Below are 13975 nucleotides of genomic sequence, written 5' to 3'. Positions count from 1 at the left end.
GGGTCACTCCTTCTGCTTGTCGGGGTCCGCGCCGGTCTCGATCTTGCGCGTGATGTACCACTGCTGCGCGATGGAGAACAGGTTGTTGGTGAACCAGTACAGCACCAGGCCCGCCGGGAAGAAGGCGAAGAACACGGTGAACACGAACGGCAGCGCCATGAAGATCTTCTGCTGCACCGGATCCATCGGCGGCGGGTTCAGCTTGTACTGCACGAACATGGACACGCCCATCAGGATCGGCAGGATGAAGAACGGATCGCGTGACGACAGATCCTGGATCCACAGCCACCAGGGGGCCTGACGCAGTTCGACACTCTCCAGCAGCACCCAGTACAGGGCGATGAACACCGGTATCTGCACCAGGATCGGGAGACAGCCACCCAGCGGATTGATCTTCTCCTTCTTGTACAGGTCCATCAGCGCCTGGTTCATGCGCTGCTTGTCGTCCTTGTAGCGCTCCTTCAGCTCCTGCAGCTTGGGCGCGACCTTGCGCATGCGCGCCATGGAGCGGTAACTGGTCGCCGACAGCTTGAAGAAGGCCAGCTTGATCAGGATCGTCAGGATGACGATGGACCAGCCCCAGTTACCGACGACCGCGTGGATCTTGTCCAGCAGCCAGAACAGCGGGCTGGAGAGGAAGGTGAACACCCCGTAATCGACCGTCAATTGCAGGCCGTCCGCGATTTCGGCCAGCTCCGCCTGGGTCTTGGGGCCGACCCACAGGCGGGTATGGAACTGGCCGCTGTCGCCCGAGGCCACGCGCAACGGCTCGGCCGAATGCAGGCCGATCAGGTACTCCTCGCCCACTTCCCCGGGGACCCCACGGGCATACAGGGCGTTGAGTTCCTCGGCGCCCGGGATCCAGGCCGACACGAAATAGTGCTCGATCATCGAGACCCAGCCACCCTCGATGCGATCCTCGACCGGATCGTCCGCCAGCGACTCGAAACGCTCGCGCTCGTAGCTGCCGTCGTACCAGGCCGCTCCGGTAAAGGTGTACAGCCACCAGGATTCACGGTCGGGGGTCTCGCCATGACGCAGCTGGCGATACTGACGCCCGATCCAGGGATCGGCACTGTGGTTGTGGACCTCGTATTCCACCTCGATCAGGTGGGTGCCGCGGTTGAAGACGTAGGTCTTCACGACCTCGATCTCACCGTCTTCCGAGGTCCAGCGCATCGGCACGCGCAGCTGATCCTGGCCTTCGCCCAGCTCGAAACGATCCTGGTCGACCTCGAAGTCGGCGTGATGCGACGGCGCGCGTCCTTCGGGGTCGACACCCTCAACGCGGTCGTGGGTCAGGCCGCTCTGCGCGACATAACCGCGAATGCGGTGATCCAGCAGGCGCACCGGCACCAGGGGGTCGTCGCGCAGATCCTGCGGGAACTGCAGCAGGTCGGCCCGCAGGATCGTGCCACCGCGGGTATCGATCAGCAGGTCATGCTTGTCGGTTACCACCTGGATCTGACGCCGCTCCGGGGCCGCGATGGGTTCCGGGGCATCCGTGGCCGGGTCGGCCTCGGGCTCGGCCGCCGCCTCCGGGGTATCCGGAACATCCTCCGGCCGCGCATCCGGATCTTCTTCCAGCTCGCGTTCGGCCGCGGTCTCGGTGGCCGGTCGGGTGCCGTAGTCATCGTTCCAGGCCATCCACATCAGGAACAGGATGAAGGCCAGGGTCAGCCACAGCAGGGGACGGATGTTATCCATGGGCGCGATTACTTCCGGGAAGGAGATTGGGAGTCGGGATCCCGCGGCGGGACCGGATCATAGCCACCCGGTGACCAGGGGTGACAGCGCAGGATGCGGCGCAGGCCCAGCCAGAATCCGCGCAGCACGCCGTGGGTCTCCACGGCTTCCACCGTGTAGGCGGAACACGTCGGGAAATGGCGGCAATGCGGCGCCATGAACGGCGAGATGCCGTACTGATAGGCCCGCACGGGCAACAGGGCGATCTTGCGCAGCAGACGGCTCATCGGATGCGGTCCAGCAAATGGTCGATCTCGCGCCGCAGGGCTTCGGCTTCCACGTCACCCGCCCCGCCGCGCGCGAGGATGATGATATCCACCGGCGGCAGTTCGGTACGGCGCTGGCGAAAGGCCTCGCGGGCGATTCGCTTGATACGGTTGCGTCGTACCGCGCGTCGGACATGGCGCTTGCCGATCGCCAGGCCCAGCCGCGCAGGGCCGTCCTCGCTCCGCGGGCGGTAAAGCAGGGTCAGGTGGCGCCCGCGCACCCGCCGTGCGTCCTGGAAGACGTAGCGGTAGTCACCGCCGGTCAGCAGGCGCGCGGCGCGCGGAAAGCCGGCCGGCGAGGACTGCGCGGGCACTCGGGCCGAGGCCGGGCGTTACGGCGTCAGGCGCTTGCGGCCCTTGGCCCGACGGGCATTGATGACCTTGCGACCGCCACGGGTGGCCATGCGGGCACGGAATCCGTGGGTTCGCGCGCGGACGAGACGGCTGGGCTGGAAGGTGCGCTTCATGATGATTCCGGAATGACTGGATGAAAGGCCGGTGAACCTACCCCGTGTAGCGCCACAAGTCAATCGTCCCCGGGGGATGCGGCTGGCGTGACCGGGCGCGGCGGGCGTAGACTGCACGACTGTTTCGTATCCCTCATCGGAGAATATCGCGTGGCTTCCGACAGCCTTTGGAGGGCCTGCCTGGACCGCCTGCAGGACAAGGTCTCCGAACAGCAGCTCAATACCTGGCTGCGCCCCCTGCATGCGGATGAAAGTGGCGACACCCTGCGCCTACTGGCCCCGAACCAGTTCGTGTTCGAGCACGTGCGCGACCATCTGCTCGGGACGATCGAAGAGGCGGTGGTGGAGATCGCCCCCGCCGGTTCCGGGGGTGAGACACCGGCCGTCCGGCTCGGGATCGGCGGCGAGGAACCAGCGCCGGCAGCGGCAGGCGACGGGGCAGGCGCCACCGGGGCACGGCCGGCCGAAGGGGCCGGCACTCCGCCTCGGGCATCCGGACCGGTCAGCAACCTGAATCCGGCGTTCACTTTCGAGACCTTCGTCGAGGGGAAGTCCAACCAGCTGGCCAAGGCCGCCAGTCTGCAAGTGGCGGAAAACCCCGGGGTGGGCTACAACCCGCTGTTCATTTACGGCGGTGTCGGCCTGGGCAAGACCCATCTGATGCATGCGATCGGCAACAGCATCCTGGCGCGTCAGCCGGAAGGCCGGATCATCTATCTCCATTCCGAGCGCTTCGTGGCGGACATGATCAAGGCGCTGCAGCACAACGCGATCGACGACTTCAAACAGCACTACCGGACTGCGGATGCGCTGCTGATCGATGACATCCAGTTCTTTGCCGGAAAGGAACGCTCGCAGGAGGAATTCTTCCACACCTTCAACGCGCTCCTGGAAGGCCAGCAGCAGATCATCCTGACCTCCGACCGTTACCCCAAGGAAGTCGAGGGGCTGGAGGAACGCCTGAAGTCCCGGTTCGGCTGGGGACTGACCATCGCGATCGAACCGCCGGAACTGGAGACCCGTGTCGCCATCCTGCAGCGCAAGGCGGAACAGGCAGGGATCGAACTCCCCAGCGAGGTGGCCTTCTTCATGGGCAAGCGAATCCGCTCGAACATCCGCGAACTGGAGGGTTCGCTGCGCCGGGTCCTGGCAAACGCCCACTTCACCGGCAAGCCGATCACGGTGGACTTCGCCAAGGAGGCGCTGCGCGACCTGCTGGCGGTGCAGAACAAGCTGATTACGCTGGAGAACATCCAGAAGACGGTGGCCGATTATTACCGCATCAAGGTCGCGGATCTGCTGTCCACGCGCCGCAGCCGCTCGATCGCGCGGCCACGTCAGGTAGCGATGGCTCTGGCCAAGGAGCTGACCCAGCACAGCCTGCCGGAGATCGGTCAGGCCTTTGGCGGGCGCGATCACACGACGGTCATGCATGCATGCCGCAAGATCGCGGAACTGCGCGAGTCGGACGCGAGCCTCGACGAGGACTATTCCAACCTGCTCCGCACGCTGAGCAGTTGAACGGCGGATGGGAGAACGCCCGCCCGGGGCTGTGGATAAAACGGTGGACAAGCTGTCCCTGTGGCGGTGCAAAAACCGTGGGTGAGTGAGGAGGCGGAATCTGTCCACAGGCCACGCACAGCTATCCCCAAGGGCTGACGGGACAGATTTATAGTACTAAATTGCTGTTTGGAAAGGAAAAACAGTCTTTTTTCCACACGCTGACGCGTCAGTTATTACTACAAGTATTCATTTAGAAAGCTCTTACAACAGGACAAGCCATGGAACTCTCATTCAACCGGGAAGCGATGACCGAGGCCCTGCAGCGGATCGTGGGGGCGGCCGAGAAAAGGCTGACCATGCCGATCCTCGGGAACGTCCGCGTGCGGCCGGACGATACCGGGGGCATACGGCTGGAGACCACGGACCTGGAACTGGCCTGGAGTGCACATGCAGCCGGGAACATTCCGGCGGAATGCGACACCACCGTGTCCGTGCGCAAGCTGCTGGATGTGGTAAAGGCCGCACCCGGCGAGAGCGAGATCCGGGCGAGCCTGGATGCGGAACGCATGAGTGTCGGTTTTGGCGGTTCACGGTTTTCGCTCGCTACCCTGCCGGGTGCGGATTTCCCCGACTGGGAGGCCGGCGGAATCGTGGCCGCCGTGGATGTGCCGCAGAACCGGTTGCGACGGTTGCTGGAGGCGACCATGTTCTCCATGGCGCAGCAGGATGTGCGTTACTACCTCCAGGGGCTTTTGCTCGTGGCGACGGGGCATACGCTGCGCGCTGTTGCTACCGATGGCCACCGTCTCGCTCTGGCCGAGATCGAGCTCGATCAGGCGGTGGATAACCGCATCGAACGGATCGTGCCACGCAAGGCGGTGGCCGAACTGAAGCGCAACCTCACCGACGATGACCAGGCGGTGCGTATCGGGTTCGCCGAGGATCAGATGGTGTTCGAGCTGGGGTCGGCGGTTCTGCGGTCCAAGGTCATTGAAGGGCGGTTTCCGGATTACGAACGGGTGATCCCCGCGGATCTTCCGGCGACCCTGGTGGTGGAACGGGAAGTCCTCAAAAGGGCGCTGGCACGTGTGTCCATCGTCGCGAGTGACAAGTACCGGGGGGTGCGGATGGTCCTGGGACCGGCGGGCTGCCAGGTGATGACCCATAACGCCGATCGCGAGGAAGCGCAGGAGGCGGTGGAAGCATCCTATGACGGGCCGGAAATGGAGATCGGCTTTAACCTCGGGTACCTGCAGGACGTACTGAACGTGATCGAAACGGATTCAGTGCGGATCGGGCTTCGGGACGGTAACTCCTCGATCCTTATCCAGGCGGAACCGCCTGGCGGCGCGCGCTACGTGGTCATGCCGATGCGTCTGTAGTTGCGGACTCCGGGGTGCTGGAAGAACTGCGTATCCAGGGCGTGCGTAACCTGGAGGCGACCCGGCTGAAGCTGAGCGGCGGATTCAACGTGTTCGCCGGGGCCAACGGTGCTGGCAAGACATCGGTACTGGAGGCCTGTCATTTGTTGTCGGTCGGCCGGTCGTTTCGTACGCAGCAACTCCGCCGGGTGGTACGTGAGGGGGAACATTACCTCGGCGTGGGAGGAACGGTGCTGGACCCGGTGAGCGGGACGCGCCACCGGCTCGGTGTGGAATGGCAGGGGAGCCGGCGCTCGCGTCTGGACGGTGAGTGGCTTCGGGGGCATGCGCGCGTGGCGGAATGGTTGCCCTCGCGGGTGCTGCACGCGGGCAGTTTCGACCTGGTACGGGAAGGGCCGGAGGAACGGCGACGGCTGCTGGACTGGGGCTGTTTTCACGGAATTTCCGGCTACCGCGAGGCATGGCAGCGCTGGCGGCGGGCCCACGAGCAGCGAAACGCGGCGTTGCGGCAGGGACAGGGGAGCGCGGCCCGTGAATTCGAGGGGCCACTGGTGGGGGCGGGCGAACGGGTGACCCGGGCGCGCGAAGAGTATGTCGGAGAATGGCGGGCTCGGACGCTGGAGGCCGCGGGGAAGCTGGGTTTCAAGGAGGACCTTGAAGGCCTGGATCTTCGGCTTCGGCCGGGATGGGAGCAGCGTCGCTCGCTGGCGGAGGCGGTTGATCGCAGTCGTAGCACGGATGCGGAACGCGGGTTTGCGCAGGTCGGGCCGCAGCGTGCCGATCTGGTGCTGAAACTGGCGGGGAGGGACGCGACGGAGGGATCGCGAGGGGAACAGAAACGGCTGGTAACGGCGCTGGTGGTGGGGCAGGGTCTGATGCTGGAGGCGCGTACGGGTCGCTCGCCGCTGCTGTTGCTTGACGACGTTCTGTCGGAACTGGATCGAGGGGTGACGGCCGGGCTGCTCGGCGGCTTGGATACGCTGGGCTGGCAGGTCCTGCTGACCGCAGTGGATCACGGCGTGGTCGGGGACCGGGTTCGGGAGCCCCGGATGTTTCACGTGGAACACGGGCAGGTGACTCCGCCCGACTGATGTTCCACGTGGAACATCCCTCCTCCTTTCACCCCCCCCCGACCCGCCGACCGCCAGACTCGGCCGGCTTTGCGGTACAATGACGGGATTGTCACCTGCCGGAAGCGCATCCATGGCCGACCACGAAATCCCCGCCGATCCCGCCGCCTATGATTCCAGCCAGATCCGTGTCCTCAAGGGCCTGGACGCGGTGCGCAAGCGTCCGGGGATGTACATCGGCGATACCGATGACGGCACCGGTCTGCACCACATGGTCTTCGAGGTGGTGGACAACTCCATCGATGAGGCCCTGGCCGGACACTGTGACAGCATCGAGGTCGTGATCCACGAGGACAACGCCATCAGCGTTGCCGATAACGGCCGAGGGATTCCTACGGATGTCCATGAGGAAGAGGGGAAATCCGCGGCCGAAGTCATCCTCACCGTCCTGCACGCCGGCGGGAAGTTCGACAACAATTCCTACAAGGTCTCGGGTGGCCTCCACGGGGTAGGCGTGTCGGTCGTCAACGCCCTGTCGGAAGAGCTTCGCCTGGAGATCCATCGCGATGGCCAGCGGCACGAACAGATCTACCACCTCGGCGTACCGGAGACCGATCTGACCGTGGCGGGGGCGACCGAACGGCACGGTACTCGCATCTGGTTCCGGCCCAGCAGCGAAATCTTCTCCGACGTCGAGTTCCATTACGAGATCCTCGCCAAACGCCTGCGCGAGCTTTCGTTCCTCAACTCGGGGGTGCGCATCACGCTCCGAGACCTGCGCGACAACCGCGAAGAGACCTTCGTGTTCGAAGGCGGTATCCGTGCCTTTGTCGAGCACCTGAACCAGAAAAAGACCGCCCTGCATCCCACGGTCATCTACGCCGACCAGATGCGGGACGACTACGCAGTGGAGATCGCCCTGCAGTGGAATGATTCGTATCAGGAGAACATCTTCTGCTACACCAACAACATTCCGCAGCGCGATGGCGGCAGCCACATGGCCGGTTTTCGCGCCGCGCTCACCCGCACGATCAACCAGTATCTCGAGCGCGAGGGCCTGACCAAAAAGGCGAAGGTCGCCACGGCCGGCGATGACATGCGGGAGGGTCTGACGGCGGTCCTGTCGGTGAAGGTTCCCGACCCCAAATTCTCGTCCCAGACCAAGGACAAGCTGGTCTCCTCCGAGGTGAAGCCGATCGTCGATTCGGTGCTCTCCGATGCGCTGGGCGCCTTCCTGCTGGAAAATCCGCCCGAGGCCAGGGCGATCACCGACAAGGTGCTGGACGCCGCCCGCGCCCGCGAGGCCGCGCGCAAGGCACGCGAAGTCACCCGTCGCAAGGGCGCACTGGACGTTGCCGGCCTGCCCGGCAAGCTGGCCGACTGCCAGGAAAAGGACCCGTCCCGCTCGGAACTCTACCTGGTGGAGGGGGACTCGGCCGGCGGTTCGGCCAAGCAGGGCCGCGACCGCCATTTCCAGGCGATCCTTCCGCTCAAGGGCAAGATCCTCAACGTGGAACGCGCGCGTTTTGACCGTATGCTTGGCTCTGCCGAGGTCGGTACGCTGATCACCGCCCTGGGCTGCGGAATCGGCAAGGACGAATACGACCCCGACAAGCTGCGCTATCACCGCATCATCATCATGACCGACGCGGATGTCGACGGCTCGCACATCCGCACCCTTCTGCTGACCTTCTTCTTCCGGCAGATGCCGGAGCTGATCGAGCGCGGCCACGTCTACATCGCCCAGCCGCCGCTCTACAAGATCAAGCGCGGCAAGCGCGAGCAGTACATCCGCGACGAACAGGAGATGCAGCAGATCATCCACTCCCTGGCCCTGGACGGGGCAGCGCTGCACCCCGCCGCCGAGGCCCCCGCGATCACCGGAGAAGCATTCGAGGACCTGATCCGCGCCTACCAGGCGGCCGCCGCGGCGGTCGGGCGTCTGGGACGTCTGTATGACCCCCGCGTCCTGTGGGGCATGCTGGAAGCGCCACCCATGCCGCGTCCGCGCTCGGTGACCGAACCCGCGGTTCAGCAATGGTTCCAGGCGATTCTCGACGGACTGTCGAGTGACAAGGCGGGTGCCACGCGCTACGACCTGGAGGCCGATCGCGACGCCGACGGTCATGACCGGCTCGCACTCCATCGTCTCGAGCACGGCGCCCGGATGTCGCAGCACCTCACCGACGACACCCTGGCCTCGCGCGATTTCCAGGCGATCCTCGATCTGTCCGAACGCCTGCAGAGCCTGCTGGACGAAGGCGCCTACATTCAGCGCGGCGAGCGGCGTCATGAAATCGTCCGTTTTTCCGAAGCCATGGAGTGGCTGCTGGCCGAAGGCCGGCGTGGGCTGTCCGTCCAGCGGTACAAGGGCCTCGGGGAAATGAACGCCGAGCAGCTGTGGGAGACGACCATGGATCCCGAATCCCGTCGCCTCCTGCAGGTCCGCGTGGAGGACGCGATTCGCGCGGACGAGATCTTCACCACCCTGATGGGCGACCAGGTCGAACCGCGTCGCGACTTCATCGAGACCCGTGCGCTGAGCGCCGAAAACGTCGACATCTGAGCCGCGGGCGTCGCCCGTGCTCGCTCTGCTGCTGGCCCTTGTCGCCGTGACCGGCCTCGTCTGGCTGGGGCGGACGGCGGCCCGTCTCGCCCACTGTCACCGCCAGGTCACCCGCGCCTGGGAACAGTTCGATGTCCTGGTGTGCCAGCGTAATGCGCTTTTGCCGCGGGCTCTGACCGAACTCGCGGTCCCGCCGGCCCGCCGCGCCGGCCTGGACACCGCCCTGGAAGCACATGAATCCGCACGCCGCCACGGCAATCCACCGCAACTTGCGGCGGCCGAGCGAGACCTGCGCAAGAACTGGGACCTGCTCGCCGAGGAATTCGATGAATCCACCCGCGATCACTCCGGCGTCCGTCGCATCGAGGCCCTGGATGTAGCCATCACGGATGCCATTCGTCGTTACAATGCGGCCCTTGGCGCCTATCGCTCGCTGTGCCGAACCCCTTCGGGCGTACTGATCGCGCGCCTGACCGTCCGTGGTCCCTACGCCCCCCTGGAGCCGTCCCACCAGCGCGAGCGTGCACATTGATCCGTGTTTCCCTGACAGTGGCATAATCCTGTTCCCAAACACCGACCCCGGGAGCCGTCGTGTCCAATCCGTTGCTGAACGTGGATTCCCTGCCCGCGTTCCGGTCCATCGAGCCGGATCATGTGATCCCGGCCATTGATCAGTTGCTCGCCGACAATCGCCGCGAGATCGATGAACTCGTCGCCCGCGCCGGTGACCGGCCCACCTGGGACAACCTGGTCGCCCCTCTCCAGCACCTCGAAAATCGCCTGGAGACCGCCTGGTCCCCGGTCAGCCATCTGAATTCGGTGATGAATTCGCCGGCCCTGCGGGAGGCCTACAATGCCTGCCTGCCCAGGCTGTCGGATTACGGCTCCTGGCTGTCGCAGCACCAGGGCCTGTACCAGGCTTTCCGCGCGCTGGCCGATGGCGATGAATACCCGCGCCTTTCGCCGCAGCGGCGCAAGGTCATCGACGATGCCCTGCGTGACTTTCATCTGAGCGGTGTCGATCTCCCCGCCGAGGCGCGCGACCGCCTGCGGCAGATCGACGGGCGGCTCTCCGAGCTGACCGCGAGCTTCGAGGAGAATGTGCTGGACGCCACTCAGGCCTGGGCCCATCCGCTACACGAGGAGGGCGAACTCGCCGGCCTGTCCGATTCCGACCGCGCCCTGCTGGCCCGGAACGCCCGTGACCACGAACTGGACGCACCCTGGGCCGCCACCCTCGACTTCCCCAGCGTGCACGCCGTACTCACTCACGCCGACGATCGCGCTCTGCGCGAACGCGTGTATCACGCCTTCGTCACCCGTGCCTCGGAGACCGGCCCGCACGACCTCGCCTACGACAACTCCGCCAACATGGTCGAAATCCTGCAGCTGCGCCAGGAAAAGGCCGAACTCACCGGTTTTCCCCGTTACGCCCATCGTTCGCTGGCGACCAAGATGGCCGAGACCCCGGAGCAGGTTGAGCAGTTTCTCGCCGATCTCGCCCGCCGCGCCCGTCCGCAGGCCGAACGCGACCGTGCCGAGCTGGAGCGCTTTGCCCGCGAGGAACTCGGCCTCGAGCAACTCGAATCCTGGGATGTGGCCTGGGCCGCGGAGAAGATGCGCGAGCGCCGGCTCGGACTGTCGCAGGAGATGCTGAAACCGTATTTCCCCGCCACCCGGGCCGTGGACGGTCTGTTCCGTCTGGTCGAACGCCTGTTCGGCGTCCGCTTCGAGGCCGATCCGGAGATCGAGACCTGGCACGACGACGTGACCTTCTACCGCATCTTTGGCCCCGAGGGCGATGAGCGGGCCGGCTTCTACCTGGACCTCTACGCTCGCCGCAACAAGCGCGGAGGCGCCTGGATGGATGTCTGCCGCCAGCGCTATGCGCGGGCCGACGGGTTGCAACTGCCCGTGGCCTACATGACCTGCAATTCCACGCCGCCGGTGGACGACCAGCCCGCGCTGTTCACCCACGACGAGGTGATCACGCTCTTTCATGAATTCGGCCACGGCCTGCACCACATGCTGACGCGGGTCGACGAGCCCGAGATCGCCGGCATCAACGGGGTGGAATGGGATGCGGTCGAACTGCCCAGCCAGTTCATGGAAAACTGGTGCTGGGAGCGGGAACCGCTGGACCTCTTCGCCCGGCATCACGAGACCGGGGAACCAATGCCGGAGGACCTGTACGAACGCCTGCAGGGCACGCGTCATTTTCATGCTGCCCTGCAGCTGCTGCGCCAGGTGGAATTCTCCATGTTCGACATGCGCCTGCACGACCGTCCGGCCCCGACGGATCCCGCAGAGATCCAGCACCTGCTGGACGCGGTGCGGCAGGAGGTCGCGGTCTTCATTCCGCCGCCGTATAACCGCTTTCCCCACGGCTTTGCCCATATCTTCGCGGGGGGCTACGCCGCGGGTTACTACTCCTACAAGTGGGCCGAGGTGCTCTCGGCGGATGCCTTTGCCCGGTTCGAGGAGGAGGGCCTGTTCTCGAGCGAGGTCGGCGCCGATTACCTGCACGAGATCCTCGAGGCGGGGGCATCCCGCCCCGCCGCAGATTCCTTCCGCGCGTTCCGCGGCCGCGACCCGCAGATCGATGCGCTGCTGCGCCACAGTGGACTGGAGGAGAAGGCCGCGTGAAGATCGCCAGCTGGAACGTCAATTCCCTGAAGGTGCGCCTGCCCCAGGTACTGTCATGGCTGGGCACGTCGCACACCGACATCCTCGCCCTGCAGGAGACCAAACTGACGGACGAAGCCTTCCCCGTGGCCGCCATCCACGAGGCCGGCTATCAGGTGGTCCATTCCGGCCAGAAGACCTATAACGGGGTCGCCATCCTGTCGCGCACCGAGGCCACCGACGTGGTGACCGATCCGCCCGGGCTCGAGGACGCCCAGCGCCGCATCCTCGCCGCGACCATCGCCGGCGTGCGGGTGGTGAACCTGTATGTTGTCAATGGCGAGGCCGTGGATTCGGAAAAATACGCCTACAAGCTCGACTGGCTGTCGCGGGTCCGCAACTGGCTGGACGAAGAGGCCAGGCACCACGAGAGGCTCGTGGTCCTCGGCGATTTCAATATCGCGCCGGACGACCGCGACGTCCACGACCCGGCGGCCTGGGAGGGCAAGGTCCTGTGTTCGGCACCCGAACGCGAAGCGTTGCAGTCCCTGCAGGCCCTGGGGCTGGCGGATACGTTCCGCGCGTTTGATCAGTCCGAAGGTGAATTCTCCTGGTTCGACTACCGAGCCGCGTCCTACCGCCGCAATCGCGGGTTGCGCATCGATCTGATCCTCGCGTCGGCGGCCCTCGCCAGCCGGCTGGCGGGGGCCGGTATCGACCGCGAACCCCGCGCCTGGGAACGCCCCTCCGACCATGCCCCGGTATGGGCGGAATTCACCGACGACTGACCCCGTCTGACCCGCCACCGGTACCACCACCCGTCACGGGAGGACCCATGCAGTACAAGGATCTGCGCGATTTCATCGACGGCCTGGAACAGCGGGGAGAGCTCCGCCGCATCCAGCGCGAGGTCAGCCCCGATCTGGAGATGACCGAGATCAGCGACCGCGTACTGCGTGCCGGCGGTCCCGCCCTGCTGTTCGAGAACCCGACCGGTTCCGACATCCCGGTGCTGGCCAATCTGTTCGGCACGCCGGAACGGGTGGCCCTCGGCATGGGCGAGGATTCGGTGGAGGCGTTGCGCGAGGTCGGCCGCCTGCTGGCCTTTCTCAAGCAGCCCGATCCGCCCAAGGGTCTGAAGGCGGCCTGGGAGCAGCTCCCGGTGTTCCGCAAGGTCCTCGACATGGCGCCGAAGAAGGTGCGCAGTCCGGACTGCCAGCGACACGTGCTCGAGGGTGATGACGTCGACCTGAACCAACTGCCGGTGCAGACCTGCTGGCCGGGCGATGCCGGGCCCCTGATCACCTGGGGCCTGGTCGTGACCCGCGGCCCGGAGAAGACCCGACAGAACCTGGGCATCTATCGCCAGCAGGTCATCGGACGCAACCGCGTGATCATGCGCTGGCTGTCACACCGGGGTGGCGCTCTGGATTATCAGGAATGGTGCCGGGCTCACCCGGGCGAGCCGTTCCCGCTGGCCGTGACCCTGGGTGCAGATCCGGCGACGATCCTGGGGGCGGTCACCCCGGTACCGGATACCCTGTCGGAGTATGCCTTCGCCGGCCTGCTGCGCGGGCGCCGGACCGAACTGGCCACCTGTATCGGCTCCGATCTGCAGGTGCCCGCCTCCGCGGAATTCGTCCTCGAGGGCCATATCCATCCGGGCGACAACGCGCCGGAAGGCCCCTTCGGCGATCACACCGGCTACTACAACGAGGTCGACGAATTCCCGGTCTTCACCATCGACCGGATTACCCACCGCGACCAGCCGATCTATCACTCGACCTACACCGGCCGCCCGCCCGACGAGCCGGCCATTCTCGGGGTCGCGCTCAACGAGGTCTTTGTCCCGATCCTGCAGAAGCAGTTTCCGGAGATCGTGGATTTCTACCTTCCTCCGGAAGGCTGTTCCTACCGCCTCGCGGTAGTCTCCATGCGCAAGCAGTACCCCGGCCATGCCAAGCGGGTGATGATGGGGGTCTGGAGTTTCCTGCGGCAGTTCATGTACACCAAGTTCGTCATCGTGGTCGACGAAGACGTGAACACCCGCGACTGGAAGGACGTGATCTGGGCGATCACCACCCGCATGGATCCGGTGCGCGATACCACGCTGGTCGAGAATACTCCTATCGATTATCTGGATTTTGCCTCGCCGGTATCCGGTCTGGGATCCAAGATGGGGATGGATGCGACATCCAAATGGCCCGGCGAGACCGACCGCGAATGGGGCCGACCCATCAGCATGGATCCGGCCGTGAAGGAACGGGTGGACGCCATCTGGGACGAACTGGGGCTCTGAACCCGCGACCCGGCTGTCGGGCTGCCCCCCCCGGGCTCCAGCCGATCCCCT

The 13975-nt window shown here is 65.5% G+C and carries 12 protein-coding genes; 8 read left to right on the top strand and 4 right to left on the bottom strand.

Annotated features, from left to right (window positions below):
* Positions 1 to 3 precede the first annotated feature (3 nt).
* Genes yidC through rpmH form a run of 4 tightly spaced genes read right to left on the bottom strand, consistent with a single transcriptional unit; the run spans position 4 to position 2479 of the window.
* Positions 4 to 1707: a membrane protein insertase YidC gene (yidC, locus tag G020_RS0103290; RefSeq protein ID WP_018947252.1), complete on the bottom strand. Its 1704-nt coding sequence runs from the start codon at positions 1705 to 1707 to the stop codon at positions 4 to 6.
* Between the two features lie 8 nt (positions 1708 to 1715).
* On the bottom strand, positions 1716 to 1973 hold the full coding sequence (gene yidD / locus G020_RS0103285; protein WP_018868892.1) for a membrane protein insertion efficiency factor YidD: 258 nt from the start codon (positions 1971 to 1973) through the stop codon (positions 1716 to 1718).
* Positions 1970 to 2326 carry a ribonuclease P protein component gene (gene rnpA, locus G020_RS0103280; protein WP_018947253.1) on the bottom strand — a complete coding sequence of 119 codons (357 nt, stop codon included), beginning with the start codon at positions 2324 to 2326 and terminating at the stop codon, positions 1970 to 1972. Before rnpA ends, yidD begins: the two co-directional genes overlap by 4 nt.
* A gap of 18 nt (positions 2327 to 2344) precedes the next feature.
* Positions 2345 to 2479: a 50S ribosomal protein L34 gene (gene rpmH, locus G020_RS0103275; protein WP_018868890.1), complete on the bottom strand. Its 135-nt coding sequence runs from the start codon at positions 2477 to 2479 to the stop codon at positions 2345 to 2347.
* A gap of 150 nt (positions 2480 to 2629) precedes the next feature.
* On the opposite strand from rpmH, the gene dnaA reads away from it, so the two are divergent.
* From dnaA to ubiD, 8 genes are all read left to right on the top strand, one after another.
* The gene (gene dnaA / locus G020_RS0103270; RefSeq protein ID WP_024328645.1) at positions 2630 to 4000 is read left to right on the top strand and encodes a chromosomal replication initiator protein DnaA; all 1371 of its coding nucleotides are present in this window, start codon (positions 2630 to 2632) and stop codon (positions 3998 to 4000) included.
* Positions 4001 to 4260: 260 nt separating this feature from the next.
* Positions 4261 to 5364, top strand: a complete 1104-nt coding sequence (gene dnaN, locus G020_RS0103265) for a DNA polymerase III subunit beta (RefSeq protein WP_024328644.1) — start codon at positions 4261 to 4263, stop codon at positions 5362 to 5364.
* Positions 5365 to 5378: 14 nt separating this feature from the next.
* Positions 5379 to 6455: a DNA replication/repair protein RecF gene (locus G020_RS0103260; protein ID WP_024328643.1), complete on the top strand. Its 1077-nt coding sequence runs from the start codon at positions 5379 to 5381 to the stop codon at positions 6453 to 6455.
* Between the two features lie 112 nt (positions 6456 to 6567).
* On the top strand, positions 6568 to 9000 hold the full coding sequence (gyrB, locus tag G020_RS0103255; protein WP_024328642.1) for a DNA topoisomerase (ATP-hydrolyzing) subunit B: 2433 nt from the start codon (positions 6568 to 6570) through the stop codon (positions 8998 to 9000).
* A gap of 16 nt (positions 9001 to 9016) precedes the next feature.
* Positions 9017 to 9532: a hypothetical protein gene (locus tag G020_RS0103250; protein ID WP_018947258.1), complete on the top strand. Its 516-nt coding sequence runs from the start codon at positions 9017 to 9019 to the stop codon at positions 9530 to 9532.
* A gap of 59 nt (positions 9533 to 9591) precedes the next feature.
* On the top strand, positions 9592 to 11646 hold the full coding sequence (locus tag G020_RS0103245; RefSeq protein ID WP_024328641.1) for a M3 family metallopeptidase: 2055 nt from the start codon (positions 9592 to 9594) through the stop codon (positions 11644 to 11646).
* Positions 11643 to 12413 (top strand): exodeoxyribonuclease III, encoded by a 771-nt coding sequence (gene xth / locus G020_RS0103240; RefSeq protein WP_024328640.1) that lies wholly within the window; start codon positions 11643 to 11645, stop codon positions 12411 to 12413. Before G020_RS0103245 ends, xth begins: the two co-directional genes overlap by 4 nt.
* 47 nt (positions 12414 to 12460) lie before the next feature.
* Positions 12461 to 13924, top strand: coding sequence for a 4-hydroxy-3-polyprenylbenzoate decarboxylase (gene ubiD / locus G020_RS0103235; RefSeq protein WP_024328639.1), 1464 nt, complete (start codon positions 12461 to 12463; stop codon positions 13922 to 13924).
* Positions 13925 to 13975: the final 51 nt, after the last annotated feature.

It is taken from the genome of Thioalkalivibrio sp. ALR17-21 (assembly GCF_000420185.1).
Classification (GTDB): domain Bacteria; phylum Pseudomonadota; class Gammaproteobacteria; order Ectothiorhodospirales; family Ectothiorhodospiraceae; genus Thioalkalivibrio; species Thioalkalivibrio halophilus.
Note: the sequence above shows the minus strand (reverse complement) of the source record. Positions and strands in the feature narration are given on the sequence as shown.